This is a genomic window from Butyrivibrio proteoclasticus, from assembly GCF_900115735.1.
In the GTDB taxonomy this organism is placed as follows: domain Bacteria; phylum Bacillota; class Clostridia; order Lachnospirales; family Lachnospiraceae; genus Butyrivibrio; species Butyrivibrio proteoclasticus_B.
In genome coordinates this window covers 58,797-79,840 of sequence record NZ_FOXO01000021.1, presented here as the reverse complement: position 1 = coordinate 79,840, position 21,044 = coordinate 58,797, and the positions used below count along the sequence as shown (strand labels likewise).

Genomic DNA, 21,044 nt, shown 5'->3' with positions numbered 1-21,044 from the left:
ATGGGATGAAAGCTTCGGAGCCTACCTTTCAAAGAAGATAAGTGAAGGCAAGCATTACAATGTTGCTGTCGGTCATGCGGCGAAAAAGCTGATACGCACCATCTATCGGATGGAACTTACAGGCGAAGCCTACCGAAAATAAAGAGTCTTTAACTTACATCCTTTTCTTAGAGCACCTTTTCAGATGCTCTGTTTGTCATGCAGTTTTCAAGGTACTAATTGAGGCTTAAGCCTGCCTCCAGGCTATCTAAAACACCTAACGATGTTTTATTCAAAAATCTTCATTTTCTTGTTGACTTTTAATAGTTAGTCTATTCTTATCATTTCTGTTAACAATTCTGCTGATTTGTGGGATAAATCGATGGTTTCTTTAACGTTTATCCTATTTTCTGGAAAATCGCAGTGTTCAGAAGGCTGAAATTGTGGGATAACTTCGATAGAATTTAATGTTTTATCCCACAGCTCTGAAAATCGGCTTTGATTGAATGGGATAAGTATCACAAATCTTTCGCTGTTATCCTACATCGCAGCAGGATCGCTATGACATAATAGGATAAACGTTACAGTTTTTTTGATCTTATCCCACATTTCAGTTAATCCCACATTTATCTAATTTGTATCGCCATAAATAGAAATTGCTTTGGGCATATAGCGCTTTGTAAAGCTTCCAGCCACCTATAAACTACTACCTATAGAGTGGACAAATACAAACTACCTTTAGAGTCATTTTCAGCATGGAAAAGCTATGTGCCTATGATTCCTTGAAATTAGCCACTTCTACTGTTCTCGGATTTGGAACCTGAGGCACTTGAACCTAGCCACACCGCAGGTGCTTGCCATTGGCGGGTTCTGAGGAAAACGCTACAATGCTGAATCCGACGGTGCGTGATAATCTACTGTTCCCATCATCCTCACCGTCGGCTCGCAGACCAAAGCGTTTTCCTCAGGTTCAGTCAATGGTGGCGTACGTAGTCAATTGCTTACCAATCAATCACTAATTTCTTAATTTTATACATAGAATCATCCTGCCTAATATCCAACAACTTACGCATATACAAAGAGAGAGTACTATGACAAAATCAACTGTTTAGTCATAATACTCTCCCTAATCTACAGTATAAGTCGTATCACATATATTTTGTGTTATTAAAGCAATCTTCTTAATTTACTGCATGGTACGTTTATAGATCAGTCCTTTGGGCGTATTACATACTTGTGTAGCCGCCGTCGACTGGAAGGGCGATACCTGTAACGTAGCTGGAGGCTGGAGAAGCAAGGAAAACAGCTGCTGTATCAAGCTCACCTTCAACACCGTATCTCTCCATAGGAATAGCTGTCTTTGCATACTCCTTGAAGTAATCGGAATCAAGGGTTTCTTTTGTAAGAGGAGTGTAGAAATATCCTGGGCAGATGGAGTTTACTGTGATGCCGTGTTTGCCCCATTCACCTGCAAGGGCTCTTGTGAGGTTAACTACACCACCTTTTGCTGCGTGGTATGGAGATGAAGGAGCAATCTTGTTTCCAACAAGTCCGTACATAGAAGAAATGTTGATGATCCTTCCGTATTTTGCAGGAATCATTGCCTTTTTAGCAACTGCTCTTGCAACTTTGAAAGTTCCAAAAAGATCAATGTTAAGCTCATTGCTGAACTGATCATCTGTGATATCCTCTGCAGGAGCGACAGCACCTGTTCCGGCGTTGTTGATAAGAATATCTATTTTTCCAAAATGAGCAAGAGCCTCATCTATAGCCTTATCAACCATATCAGTATCTGTAATGTCACATCTTATAGCGAGAGTGTCAACTCCATAAGTATCATGGATTTCCTTAGCAACCTGTTCAATCAACTCCTGACGTCTTGCAAGTGCGATGATTGAAGCACCCTGGTTTGCAAGTGCCTTAGCCATCTGTACACCAAGTCCTGTTGAACAGCCTGTCACAAGTGCAACTCTTCCTGTTAAATCAAACAAATTATTCATAAATATCACATCCTTTCTGTAAAAAATATTTTGTATTTGTGAGTTAGATTGTATGACATCTTGAACTAAATTCCAGAAATCCGCATATACTGCGGATTTCGTGAGAATATGAGTGAAGAGTCAACCAAGCCTCATCGACGAAGTCGATTTAAATTGGCTTGGTTGATGCATTCTTGAATTGTTGATTCAAGAATGTATACAATCTAACACATAATTAAATTGAGCACAATATATACTTTAAAATGTTTTATTTTTTTTTAATTATTGTGGTATATAAAATAGTGTAGCATAATATATGAATTTAAATTACATTTATGAGGAGGAAAAAATGAAAAAAAGATTCTTAATTTCAATCATGGCTATTTCTATGGCCATTTCTATGGCTGCATGTGGATCAGGTGCAGCAGAAGCACCAACAACCGAAACAAGTGAAGCAGTTGAAAATGTAGCAGAGGCAGTTTCTTCTGAGAGTACTAAAGAAACAGAAATCGCAAATCCATGGCGAGAGTGTACTGAAGATGAAGCATATGCTGTAGCTCCAAATCTCTTTTCTGCACCTGAAGGAGCAACTAATATAGTATGGCGAATGATGGAAACGGAGGCAAAAGAGAACGAGTATACCTGGCCTCTTGTAGAGCTTACCTTTGATCTTGAGGGCAATTCTTTTGTTGCAAGAGAGCAGCTCATTGCTTCAGATGAGCCTACGGATATTTCAGGCCTGTATTATAACTGGACAGTGGAAGATGATATTACTCTTGCTAACTGGGGCGGTGGAAATATGACAGGAAAAGCTTACCGCTACATTGGCGATGGTAAATATGTTGATCTTATTACCTGGTTTGATATAGAAACAGGGGCAGATTATTCTCTTACAGTAGAGGCAGCTGACCTTGAGGGATTTGATCTTCAGGCAGTAGCAGAGGCTATGTATGATGAGAGTAAGCAGATTGGCGCCAATATGCCGGATGATGAATATGTTCCTACTGACATTACAGGATGTGATACTTTTACGCAGATTGTAGATAAGCTGGAAAAAGGAAGCGGCTATGCTAATGTAACTATCGATGGGGTAGATGTTTTACTTGTGACAAAATACACATTTAATAACAGCCCTGATGGTGGTGTATTCAATGCAGCTATCGATTCAGAAGTATATCGCTACAATGAAGCCGGTGTTCCAGAGTACCTTGGTCTTGTAGAAGCAGGCGGTACAGCTTATCCTCTTGCGATTTATGACGGAAAGCTTTACGCAGGTTCAAATCATTGGATCAAAAAGTACACCATTGCAAGCGGAAGTATTCTCTGCATTGACGAAGAAGCATATGTAGAATATGACGGAAACGGCAATGGAACATACTATCACCACTCAGATCTTCGAGAGCTTGATGGTGACGAAAATGCAGTAGTTCCTGATGATTCAGCAATGAAAGCTATGTACGCTGACCTTGAAAAGGCTGAAGTTATCGAGTACAGTGTAGTACAGTAAAAATTTAAAAAGCCTCGTTTTCTATCCGTGAAGAATAGAAAACGAGGCTTTTCAATCTTCATTATCAACAAAATTCTTAGATTATTCTTATCAAATTTACACTATGGACTAACGTAATACCGCATGAGTACAATTAATTCATTGATATTCTTGGGGAGGTCTATATGTTTTGTACATGTCATTATTTTAGCCACGTTTTAAATCACAATACGGAGATAAATGTTGTAATTCCGACGCCTGAGGGCAATGAGCAGATTACGGCTACAGGGAAAGATATGCGTTACGACTATGAAAAGGGTCTTCCTGTAGTTTACTTATTGCATGGAGCTTTTGGAGACAACAGTTCATGGTCAAGGTTTTCAAGCATAGAAAGATATGCCCAGGCACATAATTGCATTGCAGTTATGGCCGGTGTTGAGAATAGTTTTTATCAGGATATGGCTCGTGGGGGCCAGTATTTTTCGTTTATGACAAAAGAGCTCCCAGAGTATATTACACGTATATTCCCAGCATCAAGGAAAAGAGAAGATACTTATATTGCAGGTCTTTCAATGGGAGGATATGGTGCCTGGTTTTTAGCTCTTTCAAGGCCTGATCTGTACTCTAAGGCTGCTTCTATGTCAGGAGCACTTGATATTGCGCGCCTTCATGATGAAGCAATGGCCGGAAAGGTGGATAATCCATTTTCATGGGAGGATGCTTTTGGAGAAACAGCGGGTCACCTTGAAGGAAGTGACAGAGATCTGTTTGCACTTTTGAAAAGAGATATTGAAAAGGGGCAGGTTCCGGAACTTTATCAGGCATGTGGTACCGAAGATTTTTTGTATAAGCTCAATCAGGGCGTTCATGAAAAACTCGAAAAAATGGGAGTAAAGAGCGTTTACAAAGAAGTTCCTGATCATATGCACAACTGGGACTTCTGGGATTTAGAGATAAGAAGCATTCTTGACTGGATGCTTCCGGCATAAAAATGTTAATAGTGTTGATTTATATATTTGGAAGTATAGGAGCATCCCATGAAAATTTGTAAAAAGTTAAACAACATAAAAAAGACTGATTACGGGTATATTGTTGAGCTGGATAAGGCTTACATGAAAATCTGTTTTTTAACTGGCAGCATAGTGAGAGTCAAGGTTTCTTTTGATGATATAAAAGAGGCGGATAAGCCTGAGGGCTCGTATGTGCTTCAGATGACTGGATGGGAGGACAGGCTTGATTTTCTTTTTAAAGACAGAAAGCATGTAACTCCACTTAAAGCTGTGTTAGAGGAAAAAGAAAATGAGATATGTCTGAAGACTGATTCATTATGCCTTTTACTGGAGAAGGATCCTCTTAGCATAAAGCTTGTGGATAAAGATGGAGATATCATTTATGAGGGTGTAAAGGGAAGCCCATTTATAAAAGATGCTAATAATAGAGTAACCGGCTACACCAGAATGAATGAAGATGACTGCTTCTATGGTTTTGGTGAAAAGACTGGTCCTATAAACAAAAACAAGGATTTTATCAGGGAAAGAGCAACTGACTGTTGGAGCTACGATCCTGAAAAGTGCGACACCATGTATAAACACATTCCTTTTTATTTAAGGCTCGACAGAGATACTAAGAAGGCAGCTGGCTTTTTCTACAACAACTTCCATGAATCAGTATTTAACATGGGAAAAGAAAAAAGTAATTACTGGCCAAGATATACATACTTCCAGGCTGATGGCGGAGATCTTGACCTTTTTATATTCACCGGCCCGTCCATAAAGAATGTGCTTGATGATTACACATCTCTGACGGGAAGACCAGCTCTTTTACCTAAAAGAGCGCTTGGCTATCAGGGTTCATCCATGTACTATTCCGAGCTTGAAAAAGACTCTGACAAGGCACTTATTGAATTCGTGGAGACTGTCAGAAGAAAAGGGTTCCCGATAGATGGATTCCATTTATCTTCAGGGTACACGTCTTACGATAATAAGAGGTGCGTATTTACATGGAATAAAGAAAGATTTCCTGATCCAAGGGGGTATTTTGCCAAGATGAACGAGCTTGGAGCTCAGAACGTTCCTAACGTTAAGCCGGGAATTCTTTTGATGCATCCAAAGTTTGATGAGTTCAAAAAGGAAGGCGTTTTTGTAAGAGACAGTGAGAATGAAAATGAGCCGGCTGTAGGTTCCTGGTGGGGAGGTCCCGGTGCGTTTTGGGATTACACCAGTCCTAAGGGAAGAGAACTTTGGAAAAAATATCTGACGGAGACTGTTATTGATATAGGAACCAATTCTATCTGGGATGATAACTGCGAATATGACAGCCTTTTGGATCATGACAGCAAGTGTGACTATGATGGAGAAGGTGGCAGAATTGGCGAGTTCAAGCCTGTTATGTGTACGATCATGAGTAAGCTTGCCTGTGAAGCGGTAAAAGAGCATGACGAGAGCAAAAGACCTTACGTTGTTTGCCGAAGTGGCAGTAGCGGAATTCAGAAATACGCTCAGAACTGGGTTGGTGATAACTGCACTTCATGGAGAACCATAAAACACAATATTCCCACGCTTTTAGGAGTGGGAATGTCAGGTCAGCCTAACACCGGATGTGATATTGGCGGTTTTGCGGGCCCGGCGCCTGAGGAGGAGCTTTTTGTAAGATGGGTGCAGCATGGTATATTCCAGCCGAGGTTCTCAATTCATTCAGCAAGTAGTGACAACACTGTCACAGAACCGTGGATGTATTCAAGACAGACTGACAGGATAAGAAACGCGATGCTGCTTAGATATCGCATGCTTCCGCATTTCTATTCACTTGAGTATGAAGCACATGTGACAGGAGCTCCGATTATGAGGCCTCTTGTCTATGAGTTCCAGAATGATGAGAATGTCTATGAAGAAAACTTTGAGTTTATGCTTGGAAGAGACCTGCTTGTGGCAAATGTCCTTGAAAAAGGGCAGATAGTAAAAGATGTTTATCTCCCTGAAGGAAGCAAATGGTATGACCTTGAGAATAATTTTAAATGCTACGAAGGCGGACAGGTGATATCTATTCCTGTGAATATTAACTCTATCCCGAGATTTTTGAGGGAGGGCGCAATTTGGCCTACCGCTCTCAACCAGCCTATGAATGCGGAAAAAGATCCGGTGACGGACTTAAGTCTCACATTCGTTCCGTATACAGATGGAAAAGAGCATGTATCAGAGTATGTATATTACGATGATGACGGCTGCAGCAATGATTTCGAGGACGGAGTATACAGAAAGACCACTATTACCATGAGTGGCAGTGGTGTCATAGATATCTCATTCAAGGGCGAGGGTACTTATAAGGACACTGTAGAAACGGTAGTAGCTACAGTTGTGTACAAAGAAAAAGCGCCGTTGTGGATATCCTTTGAAGACAAGAAGCTGACTCACATTCTGGATAGGGAGAAGTTTGAAGTCTCCGATAACTGCTGGTATTACAGCGAGACCTTGAGAGCAGCGATTATTAAATTCAGGAATCCAAAACACGATGCTACGCTTAAGGTTTCCTTTGAAGAATTTGATTTGATTGGTATGTGAGCGATATAAGGATTCAAGTAGATACAAAGCTGTGCTTGCACAAAGCTTTGTATCTATTTGAAGACTGAACGGACATGAGGAAGTAGCGCGAAAGCGCGGATTCCGATGCATGAAGTACTTAGCGAAGAATGAGCTTAGTACTTCACATACAGTGTAATGGACGTAGGATTGCGGGAACGAAGTGTAGCAATCCGTATATCGCTCTGTATATATATGGTTGTACAACATGCACATATTAATAATGGGATATCAATATTTTGTGTCTAATATTTACAGAGGTACAAAATAACGATATAATTAATTATGGTATTTTTATACAAAAGCCTGCAATTAAACTTAGGAGGGAAAGAAATGAAAAAGAAAGTTATTTCAATGGTATTGTCAGGAATGATGATCATGTCCCTGGCAGCATGCGGAGAAACAGCCGCAGACACTACTGCACCTGCAGCAGAGGAAACACCAAAGGCTGAAACAGCAACAGAGACTCCGGCTACTGAGACTCCGGCAGCCGAGACTGCTGATGCTGCAGCTGCAGCTTTCGATCCTGCAACAGCAGGTGATGTAACTGTTGGATTTGGATGGTGGGGCAACCAGGTTCGTGACGAAGTTACAAAGGCTGCATGCGACCACTTCACAGAACTTTATCCTAACGTTACTTTCAATCTCAATTCTCAGGCATGGAATGACTACTGGGCACAGATGACAAGCTTCTCATCAAGTGATACACTGCCAGATCTTATGCAGCAGGATTACGCATACTTTGAGCAGTGGGTTGAGGCAGGAGACCTTCTTGACTTAACACCTTATGTTGAGAGCGGTGCACTTGATCTTTCAAAGATTCCTGAAAGTATCGTAGACACAGGTAAGAGCGCAAGCGACGGACATATCTACGCTATCTGTGCAGGTATGAACGCTCCGGCTCTTTCATACAACAAGACACTTACAGATGAACTTGGAATTACTGTTCCTGATAACATGACATGGGATCAATTCGCAGAGATTTCAAAACAGATTTATGACGCAAAGGGAATCGGTGTTGTATGGCACAATTTCAACTCTGAGAACCCAATTGCATACTTTGCTCGTGGCAAGGGCCACAACGCACTCTTTGAAGCAGATGGTGTTACAGTCAGTGAAGAAGAGATGACTGAGTTCTATACACGTCTTCAGAACGCTGTAGCTGAAGGATGGCTCTTCGATACAGATAAGTTCGCATCTGTTGACACAGCTACAATTCCTCAGAGCCCACTTGTATATGGTTCAGACCCTAGCGTAAGAAGCTGGTGCTCATTTAACTTCTCAAATCAGTACATGGCATTCTGCGATGCAGCTAAGGCTGATGGAATCGAGCTTGGTATCACAACATGGCCAGAGGACAACGGAGCACAGGCTAATTACCTTAAGCCTTCTCAGTTCTTCTCAATCACAACAGATACTCAGAATCCTGATCTTGCAGTAGCAATCCTTAACTACCTCATCAACGATGTTGATGCCAACACTCTTCTTAGAGCAGAGCGTGGTGTTCCGGCTAACAGTGAAGTAGCTGCAGCTATTGCTGATACAGTATCACAGACAGACTACACATATCCTATCATCGTTGATTATCTTGATATGGTATCCAAGAATTCAACAGCAATCTTCCCTCCACTTCCTGGATATGCAGGAACAGTTAACACAGACGTTATCGAGGGAATCACAAGCAGAGCACTTTCAAAGAATCCTTCAGATACACCTGCAGACCTTGCAAAGGCATTCGTAGAGGGCGCAAATAAGGTAGCAGCTGATTATTGATTTGGGGAATAACAGTTTTACCTTGAGTAATTGAACCAAAGAGAGGCGTTATTTTTACAAAATTTAAACTGGCGCCTCTCTTTTTTTACAAAAATTACTGGACATCAGGAAGAAAGGGGAGAGTTCTATGGATAAAAAGAAAACCTTCCGCCAATGGATTGGGCAGGAAAAAGTGGCAGGCTATATGTTCAGTTTGCCGTTTATCATTGGTTTTTTGATGTTCATGCTTATACCGATGATACTATCGCTGTATTTTTCATTTTGTAAGTACGACATTCAAAACCCTGCAAAATTTATTGGCCTTAGGAATTATATCAACATTTTTACCGATGACACATCATTTTGGAAAGCCTTAAGGGTTACCTGCTATTACGCACTTATTGGCACACCATTAAAGGTTGTTTTCGCTCTTATCATCGCTCTTATTTTGGCAAAAGATACAAAGCTTACAGGTTTTTATCGTGCAGCATACTACCTTCCTTCAATCATTGGCGGATCAGTTGCTGTAGCAATTCTTTGGAGAAGAATGTTTGAACCGACAGGCACTATCAATGCCATTCTTTCAGTTGTGTATCCCGGAATATCCAATTTTAACTGGTTTGGAGAGGGAAGCGCAATCTGGGTTCTCATTATCTTAACTGTCTGGCAGTTTGGATCATCGATGCTTATTTTTCTTTCATCACTTAAGCAGATCAACCGCGAATTGTACGAGGCTGCGGAAGTTGATGGAGCCAACAAGTGGAGACAGTTCTGGAGGATAACACTTCCTCTTTTGACTCCAACTATTTTCTTTAATCTGGTACAGCAGACGATCAACTCGTTCCTTGCTTTCACACAGAGTAAACTTATTACAGATGGTCAGCCAAACGACAGCACATTGTTTTATACACTGTATGTTTATAAAAAAGCATTCCCTAACATGGGAAAGAGTCAGATGGGTTATGCATCAGCTCTTGCATGGATAATGCTCATCATTATTTCCGCTGTAACAGCTCTTCTGTTCTGGAGCCGTAGCAAGTGGGTATATGAAGATTAAGGGGAGGCGCTTATTATGAATACGAAAAGAAAGATCTTGGATTTGATCTATCATATACTGGTACTTTTGGGAGCGTTCGTTATGATATATCCGCTTTTGTGGATGATCTTCAGCTCTTTCAAACCAACAACTTATGTTCTGCCAACTGCAAAACAGCTCATTCCGTCAGTTTGGACTCTGGATAACTACAAGACAGGATGGAAGGGATTTATGGGTTACACCTTCGCAACTTTCTTTAAGAATTCCTTCTTTATTTCAATCACATCAACTTTTGGAACTCTGATTTCATCATCACTTGTGGCTTATGCCCTTCAGAGACTTGACTTTAAGCTGAAAAAGCCTTTGTTTATCCTGGTGTTGTCCACAATGATGCTTCCGCCACAGATTCTGATGATTCCTCAGTACATGTGGTTTAGAAGACTTGGCTGGGTTGGTACTTACTTCCCAATGATCCTGCCATACTTCTTTGCCATTCAGGGATTCTTTGTATACCTTATCATGAACTTTATTCAGGGCGTGCCAAAAGAGCTGGATGAGGCTGCTAAGATTGACGGCTGCTCTTTTTACGGAATTTACTTCAGGATCATCCTGCCGCTTATCGTACCGGCCATGATCACAAGTGCCATCTTCTCATTTATCTGGAGATGGGATGATTACCTTTCAGCTTTGCTGTATGTTACAAAGCCTGAAATGAGACCAATATCACTGGCACTTAAACTCTTTAACGATCCATCAGCCGGATCAGATATTGGAGCAACACTTGCTATGTCAACACTTTCAATTGTTCCTGCAACTATTCTTTTCCTGATATTCCAGAAGTCACTTGTTGAGGGAATTGCAAGTTCAGGTATTAAGGGATGACATCAATAAAAAAACGTAAAATAGTGAAATAAATAATAAGAATGATCTCTCGCATAGTGAAATAATGAATATGCGAGAGATTATTGTTTTTTCAGTTTGGGTAAGCAAAATGTATTCTTACATTTAAGGGAAAGGGAAAAATATGAGGTATGAAGCAGAAAAAATGAAGGATGTAAACATTGCCTATATAGGCGGTGGCTCCAGAGGCTGGGCCTGGACTTTTATGACAGACCTGGCGCTTGATGATGAGATTTCAGGAACCATAAGACTCTATGACCTTGATGAGAAGGCAGCTGAGGCCAATGCCGTAATAGGAAATACTCTTATGGCGCGAGGTGACGCGAAGGGTGACTGGAAGTTTGAAGTTAAGAACTCACTGGAAAGTGCCCTGACAGGCTGTGACTTTGTAGTTATCTCAATCTTGCCGGGAACTTTTGATGAGATGGAGTCGGACGTACATCTGCCTGAGAGGCTTGGGGTATATCAGTCAGTTGGCGATACAGCCGGCTGCGGAGGAATGATCCGTGCTCTAAGGACTATTCCTATGTTCACTGAGATTGCAGAAGCTATCAGGAAGTATTCACCTGACGCATGGGTAATTAATTATACTAACCCTATGTCACTTTGCGTGAAGGCTCTTTATGAGGCATATCCTCAGATCAAGGCCTTTGGTTGCTGCCATGAAGTGTTTGGTACCCAGAAGGTTTTGCAGACAATTTATGAAAAAGAGACAGGTGAAAAGATTGAGGATTGGCATGACGTCTTTGTAAATGTAGTCGGAATCAATCATTTCACATGGTTTACAGAGAGTTCATATAAGGGAATAGATCTTTTTCCTATCTACAGGAGTTATATTGATAAGCACTTTGATGAAGGTGTTTCTCTTGAGAGCGAGAACTGGCTAAATGCAAACTTTGTCTGCAAGCACAGGGTCAAGATGGATCTTTTTAACAGATATGGACTGATCGCGGCAGCAGGTGACAGACATCTTGCAGAGTTTATGCCGGGCAATGAGTACTTAAAAGACCCTGAGACAGTTGCAAGTTGGAACTATGCACTTACAAGTGTTGCATGGAGAAAGAAAGATTTGCAGGACAGGCTTGAAAGAAGCAGGCGTCTTGCAAGCGGCGAGGAAAAGATGGAACTTAAGGAGACTGGAGAAGAAGGAATCCTTCTCATTAAGGCACTGTGCGGACTTAGCAGATTTGTAAGTAACGTAAACATTCCAAACTCGGCGCTTCAGATTCCGAATCTTCCGGCAGATGCTATTGTTGAGACCAATGCAGTGTTCTCAAGAGACTCCATCAGGCCTATATTTGCAGGCGCTATCAAAGAAGATGTGAAAAAACTCATTGAGCCTCATATAAAGAATCATGAGAGAATCTACAAGGCTGCCACAACATATGACAAATCCCTTGTCTATGAAGCTTTTGAAAATGATCCGCAGTTCATAGGCAAGAACTGTTCTACAGAAGATATTCATAAGCTTGTTGATGACATGATTGAAAATACTAAGACTTACCTTCCAAAGGGCTTGTGAATGGTAATCACTGTTGATGATACCGCAGCGTTAAACGAAGAAAGAGGCTACGGATAAAATGCTTTTCCTGTAATGCATTTTATGATTTAACTGCATCTTGATTTACAGGGAGAGCCTTTCCTGAATTGCTATTTTTAAACCAAATGCACCCTAATTTGCAGGGATAGCTTTTCCTAGATTGCTATTTTTGGACTAACTGCACCCTAATCTATAGGGATAGCCTTTCTTGCATAGTTATTTTTTAACCAACTGCACCCCACAAAAAGGGTGCAGTTAGTTTGTTTATATCATTTTTGGAATAAATTTTTTTTGGAAAAAGGGTGCAGTTGAAAAAAATATAATATGTCAGGAAAAAATATAAGAAAAAGAGGGGTGCAGTTGGATCAAAATTATAAAGTTTAACAGAAAAATATTTTTTATCTTGCCAGCGAGTCTCCGTTAATCGGTATAAAAACAGGGTGCTCCTTTGGAGTTTCATTTGGCTGGTGGAGAACCATCATAAGTTTTCCGTCAAAGGTTTTAAAGAGCATACCGTGGCCGCCATCTTTATCAAAGAGAGGTTTCTCATCTATGATCCAGTTACCATCGATGTTTCCGTTATCGGAGCGGGCAATGGCTTCTGCGTAGCCGCCTTCTGAGATGCTTGCCCAGAGCATGATGAGTTCTCCGTTTTCAAGGCGGTGCATGAATGGACCATCAGTTACGTAGCAAAGATTTTCCTGAAGTCTGTGTTTCATAGCTTTTACCCAAGGCTTTGCTTGTGAAGCCTTAAATAAAGTCACAGGTTCTGATACAGCATGAGTTAAGTCGTCGGAAAGCTCAACAGAGCAGATTTCTCCGTCAGCTATATCTACCCATTCATGGCTAAAAATCATATAGGGCTTGCCTGATGGAGAAAGATAAAATGTTCCATCCAAACTGTTCCATTCATCAGGGGTTATTTTCCCGTCGCTGTGAACCTTAAAAGGTCCAAGAGGGCTTTCTGATGACAGGATCATAGTACCTTTTTTCTCAAGTGCCTCAGAATTAAATGTTGCAAACATGTAAAAAGTGTTATTGTAAATATGTACTTCAGGAGCCCAGTAGTTTTTGTCAGCCCAGAAATTTTCAGGCTTGTGGAATACTTCAAAAGGGCCGTCCCAGTTTACCAGGTCCTTACTGGTATAGCAGTCAAAGCCATCGGCGAGTCCCCAACAGGTCTTGGCTCTTGTTCCGTACATGTAATATGTGTCTTTAAAAGGTAATACAAAAGGATCACGAATGTTGATTTCTTCAAGTGTCATAGTAAAAACCTCGTTTTTGTTTTTCATTTTATCACATGGATTTTTTAATAGAATTACTATTCTTGACATAAAAACAGAAAAAAGTGGAGGAAGGATGTATAAGGAAGTATACAAAGGGGAATATGTTAGCAGGATTGAACAGGGACAAAATAAGGCTTATGCTTTTATTGACGGGAAAGAGGCTTTTTCTTTTGACAGAGGAAAACGCATCGAAACGGATATGGAAGGAAAGGAGCATTTAAAGGAAAATGACCTATAATATTCTGGATTATGGAGCAGTATCCGACGGAAAAACGAAATGCACATCTGCGATACAGGCGGCAATCGATGCCTGTACTGAAAAAGGCGGAAGAGTTGTGGTGCCGGCAGGAACATTTTTATCAGGAACGCTTCGTCTAAGGTCCAATGTTGACCTGCATTTGGAGCATGGAGCAGTTCTTTTGTCCAGTCTTGACGAGGCGGATGTTATCGATTATTTCAAAGATGGCGACGAGGACAATGAGGTTGACGGCTGGGAAGGCGGTTGCTTTTTATTTGCGCTTCATGAAAAGAATATTGCGATTACCGGAACGGGAACAATTGATGGTCAGGGCAGGAATGCTTTTTTTGACGATGATGATCCTGAGACTGCTAAAAATGGTAGTCCTTTAAATGTCAGAGGCTTCAGGCCCAGAATGAGCTATCTTGAGGATGTGGAAAACCTCACTGTTACTGATGTTACCTTTTTTGACTCTGCATTCTGGACGCTTCACATGGCAGGCTGCAGGAATGTCAGAATAGAGAACATCGTTATTGACAATGACAAAAGAGGTCCCAATAATGACGGAATAGATCCGGATTGCTGCCAGAATGTGATCATTAGGGGCTGCAGAATAAAGACAGGTGATGATAGCATTGTACTTAAATCCACAACTCCAATGTTTAAAAAGTATGGGGATTGCAAGGATATTGTGGTTAACGGATGTCTTTTGTCATCAAATTGTTCGGGAATCAAGATCGGAACAGAGACCTTTGGAGATATTCACGACATAATCATCTCTGATTGTATAGTTCGTGACTGCATCAGGGGAATAGGCATCTGGTCAAGGGATGGCGGTGAGATCTACAACATCGATATCCACCATGTTCGCGGAACAACCAGAAATTTTGTGGATTGCAAGGACAGAAGGACCGGCGTTTGGAACTGGTGGGGCGAAGGTGAACCTCTGGCCATTACTGCAACCAAGAGGGACGGCGTGGACAGGCTCCCGGGAAAAGTCAGGGATATAAATATCAATCATGTTTTTATAACCTGCGAGTCACCGATAATAATGGCCGCAGAAGACTATTCTCCTATCGAAAATATCAGCGTCACTGAATCTAAATTTGTTTTCAAGAATCAAAGTGGCAAGACAGATCTTGTTCTTGATGAGCGGCCATCTGACAGGGGGCGCTATTCCATGAAGATGGGATATACTTATTTTAGAAATGCAAAAGATATAACGATAGATGCTGAATTTGTCGTTGAAAAGAGCATGGAAAAGCTTATAGATCAAGATAATGAGGCATAAGTGCACATTATTATGGTAAAATAATATTCAGTCAATACAGCCAGTGGAGGCGTGGGGCTTCCGCTGGCTTTTTCTTTTAGAAAGTAGGTGGGTGCGCTTGCATAATTGCATTATATATGCGATAAAAGAAATAGTGTTGATTGATATTACGAAAAAAGGAGTAAAAATGTTATGAAAAGAAAACAGATTTTGGCAGCTCTTTTGACAGGATGTATGTTACTTGCCGGGTGCGGAACTGCAGCTGATAGTGCGGTAACTGAAACTCCTGCCGAGGGTGCAAGTAAGGAAGAGGTGGCAGCAGATACATCGGTAGATACTGCTAGTACTGAGTCTTCCGAAGAAACAGCACAGGCTGAAAGCGAATCTTATGTTGTTGATGGAGGAAGTCCCTGGATAAACTCCAACATCAAAGAAAATGTTGTTAACAGTGATAAGGCTTCTGCAAAAGATGATCTGAATCTTGCGGTTAACTATGACTGGGCAATCACAGCAGAAATACCGGATGGATACAGTTCTTATGACAGCTTTACTGAAGTATCTCAGATAATTGATGATAAGGCACTTGAAACCTTGAAGGATGAGACAATTACCGGGCATGATGCTGAACTTGCAAGAGCATATTATAATGCTTTTCTTGATTGGGATGACCGAAATGCAAAAGGGCTTTCACCGTTGGAGCCATTTGTTAAAGATATTGAATCTCTTTCAAGCATAGAAGATGTAACAGAATTCATACTGGATAATGACAGATCAAACTTTACCCCTACTTTGGTTGGAATTGGAAACGTGGGTGATTTGACAGATTCATCAAGGTATGTGACAAATGTGGATCATTCAAGCCTTCTACTGGGAGATTCTGCGGAGTATAAAGAGTTTAGCACAGTTGGAAAGTTAAAGTATGATGCCTACAGGAGCCTGTTTTCCAATATGATGACAAGGCTGGGATATACTAATGATGAGGCTGATAAGTATTACGATGCATGCTTTTCTTTTGAGTCAGCTCTTTCTGAGAAAGTATATACTTCGCTGGAAAGCAGCGATCCTGCAATCTATGACAAGATACTTAACTATTATGAGCCAGAGGAAATGGCAGCTTTGGCTCCTAATTTCCCAATGGATGAATTTATAAAGGAAAATGGCTACGACAATGCAAAGGTATTTCTTGTAACAGAGCCGGATGCTTTGGCAAAGATTTCAGATCTTTATACATCGGACAACCTTGAGAACATCAAGGGATATTTCATGGTTCAGACGGTTTTGGGATGTACAACTGACCTTGACAGAGAGGCATTCGATGCAAGACTTGAGGCACAGCGTTCTATATATGGTGCATCAGGTACTCTTTCTGATGAAAAATATGCATATGCATATGTAAATGCAGCATTGCCTGAAGCTATGGAAAAGGCATATATGGCAAAGTATGATGTCACTGAGACAAAAAAAGAAGTGACGCAGTTATGCAAAGATGTAGCGGATGTTTATAGGGAAATGCTCGAAAACGAGGACTGGCTTTCTGACGAGACAAGAGAATATGCAATGGAAAAACTTGACTCATTGGAAATCAATGTGGTTGAGCCAAAAGAATACGTGGATTACAGTGGCCTTGATTTAAATGGTCTTACTTATTTTGAAATACAGAAAGCACTTGCTGATTTTAGTTGGGAGCTTGATAAAGAACGAACAAACGGAACTGTAAATAAGAATCTCTGGGAAGGTATGTCAACACTTGAAACTAATGCTTACTATGACCCAACGGCCAATTCTATTAACATTCTTCTTGGAATACTTGATGGAGTTTTTTATGGCGATGATAAGTCAAAAGAGGAGATATATGCAGGAATCGGAGCTGTTATCGGACATGAGATAAGTCATGCTTTTGATACAAACGGAGCTCAGTTTGACAAGGATGGTAATTACAGCAATTGGTGGACTGATGAAGATTACAGTGCCTTCCAGGAAAGAGCGCAGAAACTTATAAACTACTACGATGGAATAACAGTATTTGGCGATGAAAAAGTTACCGGTTCTCTGGTACAGACTGAAGCAATTGCAGACATGGCAGGCCTTAAAGCAATGCTTACACTGGCATCCAAGGAAGAAAGCTTTGACTATAAAAAGTTCTTTGAGAGCTATGCTAATGTGTGGAAGAATATTTCTACTTATGAAGCTATTTATTCACAACTCACTCAGGATGCGCATCCATTAGATTATTTAAGAGTAAATGTAACTTCCCAGCAGTTTGATGAATTCTATGAAGCGTTCGACGTAAAAGAAGGCGATGGAATGTATCTTGCCCCAGAGGACAGAATTCTGATCTGGTAATGGATCAATAAGAATTATATGTTGTAGATTACGAATGCTTACGCCACTGGCGTAAGCATTCGTAACATAGATCAAATCTTTAGAACATATTTTAAAGTGCCTTTATTCGGTTAATGGCCTCTACTGTGTTCTCGTAGCTTCCAAAAGCGGTGAGTCTGAAATAGTGTTCTCCGCTTGGACCAAAGCCTGATCCCGGTGTGCCCACTACATTTGCCTTTTCAAGGAGATAATCAAAGAATTCCCAGCTTGTCATGTTATCAGGAGTTTTAAGCCAGATGTATGGTGAGTTTTTGCCACCATATACTGTGTATCCGGCTTCTTTAAGACCATCGTAGATGTATTTTGCATTCTTCATGTAGGATGCGATCATTTCTTTTACCTGAACCTTGCCTTCAGGGCTGTAAATGGCTTCGCCTGCTCTCTGTACGATGTACGGAGCGCCGTTGTATTTTGTTCCATGCCTTCTTGCCCAAAGGCTGTGCATCTCGACTTCTTTTCCATTGAACGATACTTTAAGGTCGTGAGGAATGATTGTTGCACCAAGTCTTAAACCGGTGAATCCTGCATTCTTGGAAAAAGATCTAAGTTCAATAGCGCATGTTCTTGCGCCTTTGCATTCATATATGGAATGAGGAATGTTATCCTCTGAAATATAAGCTTCATAAGCTGCGTCAAATATGATGACGGCGCCCACTTTGTTTGCATAGTCAACCCATTTCTGGAGCTGATCTTTTGTAATTGCTTCACCTGTTGGATTATTAGGGAAGCACAGATAAATAAGATCAGGTGTCTCTGACGGAAGCTCTGGGGCAAAGCCGTTTTCTGCGGTACAAGGCATGTAGATAACGTTGCTCCACATTCCTGTATTCTCATCATAATCTCCGCATCTTCCCGCCATAACATTTGAATCAACATACACCGGATATACAGGGTCGCATACCGCTATCTTTGCATCTTTTGAAAATATTTCCTGAATTGCTCCTGAATCACTTTTGGCTCCGTCTGAAATAAAGACTTCATCGTCAGCGATATTGCATCCCCTTGCTCTAAAGTCGTTTTCAGCAATTGCGTGACGAAGAAATTCATATCCAAGGTCAGGAGCATATCCTCTGAATGTTTCTGCATTTGCCTGCTCATCAACAGCCTTGTGAAGAGCCTCAATAACTGCTTTTGGCAGTGGCTTTGTAACATCACCGATTCCAAGGCGGATGATCTTTTTATCTGGGTTTGACTCCTGGAAAGCAGCAACTTTTTTTGCAATTGTACTAAAAAGGTAGCTTCCCGGAAGTTTTAAATAATCTTCATTGGGCTTAAACATAGTGTTTTCTCCTGTCATTACTGTGTTATACTTTTTGTATCTGTCGTGCACAATTTAATTTGTGTTTTATCCTACACTATTTTTGTATAATTGTATACATTTTTCTTGTATTTTTGGGAGCAGATGTTTAATATGAAAATTAAAAGTGGCAATTATGATGCATCGTTGTGGCTTTTGAGTATGGTAAGAATAAATATGAGTAGAAAGGGCACTTTCGCAGGTTACTGGAAGTGATCAGGGTCTAAGATATGAAATTTATGAAAATGCATGGCTGTGGAAACGATTATGTTTATGTGGATGGAAAAAGTGAGAAAATTTCTCAGGAGAAGAAGTCTGAACTTGCGATTAAAGTTTCTGACAGGCATTTTGGAATAGGCTCTGATGGTCTTATCTTTATTAATCCTGTAGATGACGAGAGTATCGACTTTGAGATGGAGATGTACAACGCAGATGGTTCCCGTTCGGAAATGTGTGGAAATGGAATCAGATGCGTAGCCAAGTACGTATATGATAAGGGACTTACTACTAAAAAGAACCTTGTCATCGTAAGTGCAGAAAAAAAGAAATACATAGATCTTACAATTGGTGATGATGGAATGGTATCTTCTGTAAAAGTTGATATGGGTGCGCCTATATTAAAACCGGAGGATGTGCCTGTCTGCATCAATAATGGCGAAAAAACTGATATGGTCGTGAATGCTCCAATTGTCGTGGATGGCAAAGAGTGGCACATGACCTGCGTTTCAATGGGTAACCCTCATGCGGTAGTTTTTTTACCTGAGGATATGAGTCTTGAAGAATTCGATATTGAGAAAATCGGACCAAAGTTTGAAAATCATGAATTCTTTCCAAGACGCGTGAATACAGAATTTGTCAAGATTGATGATAAGAACAATGTGCATATGCGCGTATGGGAGCGCGGAACAGGTGAGACTCTTGCTTGTGGTACCGGATGCTGCGCAACAGGAGTGGCCTGTATTTTGAACGGACTTACAGACAATGATGTGACAGTTCACGTTCTTGGCGGGGAAGTAATGGTCTCATGGGACGGGGGTAGTGGTTCATCTGTTATCATGGAAGGTCCTGCTACCACAGTTTTCGAGGGCGAGATTGAAGTGTGAGAGACAACGCCTGGGAGGAATCGATAATAAAATAGATTGCCAGTTTTAAAATGGTATGTTAGACTATGCTTTATTATGGTAGAGTAATGAAGCGAAGGAGAGTTTATCATGTCTTGGGAAGAAAATGTAAGGAAAGTTGTTCCATATACTCCTGGTGAACAGCCTAAAATAAACAACATTATAAAATTAAACACAAATGAATGCCCTTATCCACCGGCTCCATCTGTAAAGAGAGCTATGGATAGTTTCGAATATGAGACATTAAGATTATATCCTGATCCCAATTCAGGCAGTCTGATATCTGCTTTGTCGGATTACTACAATGTGCCTTCAGATCAGATATTTGTGGGCGTTGGCTCGGATGACGTGCTTTCTATGGCCTTTTTGACATTTTTTAACTCGGATAAGCCAATTCTTTTCCCGGATATCACATATTCTTTTTATGATGTATGGGCTGACCTTTATAAGATTCCATACAAACAGATTCCTTTGGATGAGGACTTCAGGATAAAAAAAGAAGATTACTACATTGAGAACGGAGGGGTAATCTTTCCTAATCCCAATGCGCCGACGGGTCTTGTTGAAGATCTTGATATGGTTGAGGACATTCTTCAAAACAACAATGAAGTCGTTGTAATTGTTGACGAGGCATATATTGACTTCGGTGGAAAGAGTGCCCTGCCCCTTATTGATAAATACGAGAACCTGCTTGTTGTTCAGACCTTTTCGAAATCAAGGGCAATGGCCGGGATGAGGATAGGATTTGCATTTGGCTCCAAAAAGCTTATAGGCTACTTAAATGATGCTAAGTTTTCTTTTAACTCATACACAATGAATAGGCCTTCGCTTGAGCTTGGAGCAGCAACACTGGCAGACAAAGAGTATTTTAATGAGACTTGCAGCAGGATAATCGCAACACGAGAACGCGTTAAGCCTCTTTTGGCTGAACTAGGCTTTGTTTTTCCTGATTCATCAAGCAATTTTATTTTTGCAAAGCACAAAACTGTTTCCGGGAAAAAAATATTTGAAGAGCTGCGAAGTCGTGGAATAATTGTCAGAAGGTGGGATTTGCCGCGTATCAGTGAATATTTAAGAATTACTATAGGGACTGACGAGCAGATGGATACACTGATTAGTGCTTTAAAAGAAATTGTGTAAAATAAAAATAGGCTAAATGCTGATAATAACCAGCGTTTAGTCTATTTTTTATATCATAGGAAA

Annotated in this window: 15 protein-coding genes; 12 read left to right on the top strand and 3 right to left on the bottom strand. The window is 40.7% G+C overall.

From position 1 onward, the window contains the following. Nucleotides 1-1,205: 1,205 nt before the first annotated feature. Entirely contained in the window at nucleotides 1,206-1,979 is a 774-nt protein-coding gene (locus BM146_RS13065; protein ID WP_074889823.1) for an SDR family oxidoreductase, read from the bottom strand. 328 nt (nucleotides 1,980-2,307) lie between these two features. Here BM146_RS13065 and BM146_RS13060 point away from each other — a divergent pair, with 328 nt between their 5' ends. From BM146_RS13060 to BM146_RS13030, 7 genes are all read left to right on the top strand, one after another. Next, nucleotides 2,308-3,465, top strand: a complete 1,158-nt coding sequence (locus tag BM146_RS13060) for a hypothetical protein (protein WP_074889820.1) — start codon at nucleotides 2,308-2,310, stop codon at nucleotides 3,463-3,465. A 164-nt stretch (nucleotides 3,466-3,629) separates the two neighbouring features. Then, the gene (locus tag BM146_RS13055) at nucleotides 3,630-4,433 is read left to right on the top strand and encodes an alpha/beta hydrolase (RefSeq protein WP_074889816.1); all 804 of its coding nucleotides are present in this window, start codon (nucleotides 3,630-3,632) and stop codon (nucleotides 4,431-4,433) included. 48 nt (nucleotides 4,434-4,481) lie between these two features. Then, the gene (locus BM146_RS13050) at nucleotides 4,482-7,001 is read left to right on the top strand and encodes a glycoside hydrolase family 31 protein (RefSeq protein ID WP_074889813.1); all 2,520 of its coding nucleotides are present in this window, start codon (nucleotides 4,482-4,484) and stop codon (nucleotides 6,999-7,001) included. Between the two features lie 351 nt (nucleotides 7,002-7,352). Next, nucleotides 7,353-8,792 (top strand): ABC transporter substrate-binding protein, encoded by a 1,440-nt coding sequence (locus BM146_RS13045; protein WP_074889809.1) that lies wholly within the window; start codon nucleotides 7,353-7,355, stop codon nucleotides 8,790-8,792. 127 nt (nucleotides 8,793-8,919) lie between these two features. Next, entirely contained in the window at nucleotides 8,920-9,828 is a 909-nt protein-coding gene (locus BM146_RS13040; RefSeq protein WP_074889804.1) for a carbohydrate ABC transporter permease, read from the top strand. A gap of 15 nt (nucleotides 9,829-9,843) precedes the next feature. After that, a complete protein-coding gene (locus BM146_RS13035) occupies nucleotides 9,844-10,689 on the top strand; it encodes a carbohydrate ABC transporter permease (RefSeq protein WP_074889800.1) in 846 nt (281 codons plus the stop codon). Between the two features lie 142 nt (nucleotides 10,690-10,831). Then, complete coding sequence (locus BM146_RS13030) at nucleotides 10,832-12,229, top strand: family 4 glycosyl hydrolase (protein ID WP_074889797.1); 1,398 nt, start codon at nucleotides 10,832-10,834, stop codon at nucleotides 12,227-12,229. 416 nt (nucleotides 12,230-12,645) lie between these two features. Here the strand turns inward: BM146_RS13030 and BM146_RS13025 are convergent, their stop codons facing one another. Continuing rightward, entirely contained in the window at nucleotides 12,646-13,512 is an 867-nt protein-coding gene (locus tag BM146_RS13025) for a glycoside hydrolase family 43 protein (RefSeq protein WP_074889794.1), read from the bottom strand. Nucleotides 13,513-13,606: 94 nt separating this feature from the next. Between BM146_RS13025 and BM146_RS19530 the strand changes: the two genes are divergently transcribed. The 3 genes from BM146_RS19530 (at nucleotide 13,607) to BM146_RS13015 (ending at nucleotide 17,384) form a co-directional block, all read left to right on the top strand. Further along, nucleotides 13,607-13,771, top strand: a complete 165-nt coding sequence (locus tag BM146_RS19530; RefSeq protein ID WP_177201662.1) for a hypothetical protein — start codon at nucleotides 13,607-13,609, stop codon at nucleotides 13,769-13,771. Continuing rightward, a complete protein-coding gene (locus BM146_RS13020; protein WP_074889791.1) occupies nucleotides 13,761-15,062 on the top strand; it encodes a glycoside hydrolase family 28 protein in 1,302 nt (433 codons plus the stop codon). The genes BM146_RS19530 and BM146_RS13020 overlap by 11 nt, the downstream gene beginning before the upstream one ends. A 171-nt stretch (nucleotides 15,063-15,233) precedes the next feature. Beyond that, nucleotides 15,234-17,384 carry a M13 family metallopeptidase gene (locus tag BM146_RS13015; RefSeq protein WP_074889788.1) on the top strand — a complete coding sequence of 717 codons (2,151 nt, stop codon included), beginning with the start codon at nucleotides 15,234-15,236 and terminating at the stop codon, nucleotides 17,382-17,384. Nucleotides 17,385-17,475: 91 nt separating this feature from the next. Here the strand turns inward: BM146_RS13015 and BM146_RS13010 are convergent, their stop codons facing one another. Further along, nucleotides 17,476-18,702 (bottom strand): LL-diaminopimelate aminotransferase, encoded by a 1,227-nt coding sequence (locus BM146_RS13010; protein WP_074889784.1) that lies wholly within the window; start codon nucleotides 18,700-18,702, stop codon nucleotides 17,476-17,478. 248 nt (nucleotides 18,703-18,950) lie between these two features. Between BM146_RS13010 and dapF the strand changes: the two genes are divergently transcribed. Both dapF and hisC read left to right on the top strand, forming a co-directional pair. Continuing rightward, nucleotides 18,951-19,823, top strand: a complete 873-nt coding sequence (dapF, locus tag BM146_RS13005) for a diaminopimelate epimerase (protein WP_074889780.1) — start codon at nucleotides 18,951-18,953, stop codon at nucleotides 19,821-19,823. A 105-nt stretch (nucleotides 19,824-19,928) separates the two neighbouring features. Continuing rightward, nucleotides 19,929-20,981, top strand: coding sequence for a histidinol-phosphate transaminase (gene hisC / locus BM146_RS13000; RefSeq protein ID WP_334292731.1), 1,053 nt, complete (start codon nucleotides 19,929-19,931; stop codon nucleotides 20,979-20,981). The last annotated feature ends 63 nt before the right edge of the window (nucleotides 20,982-21,044 follow it).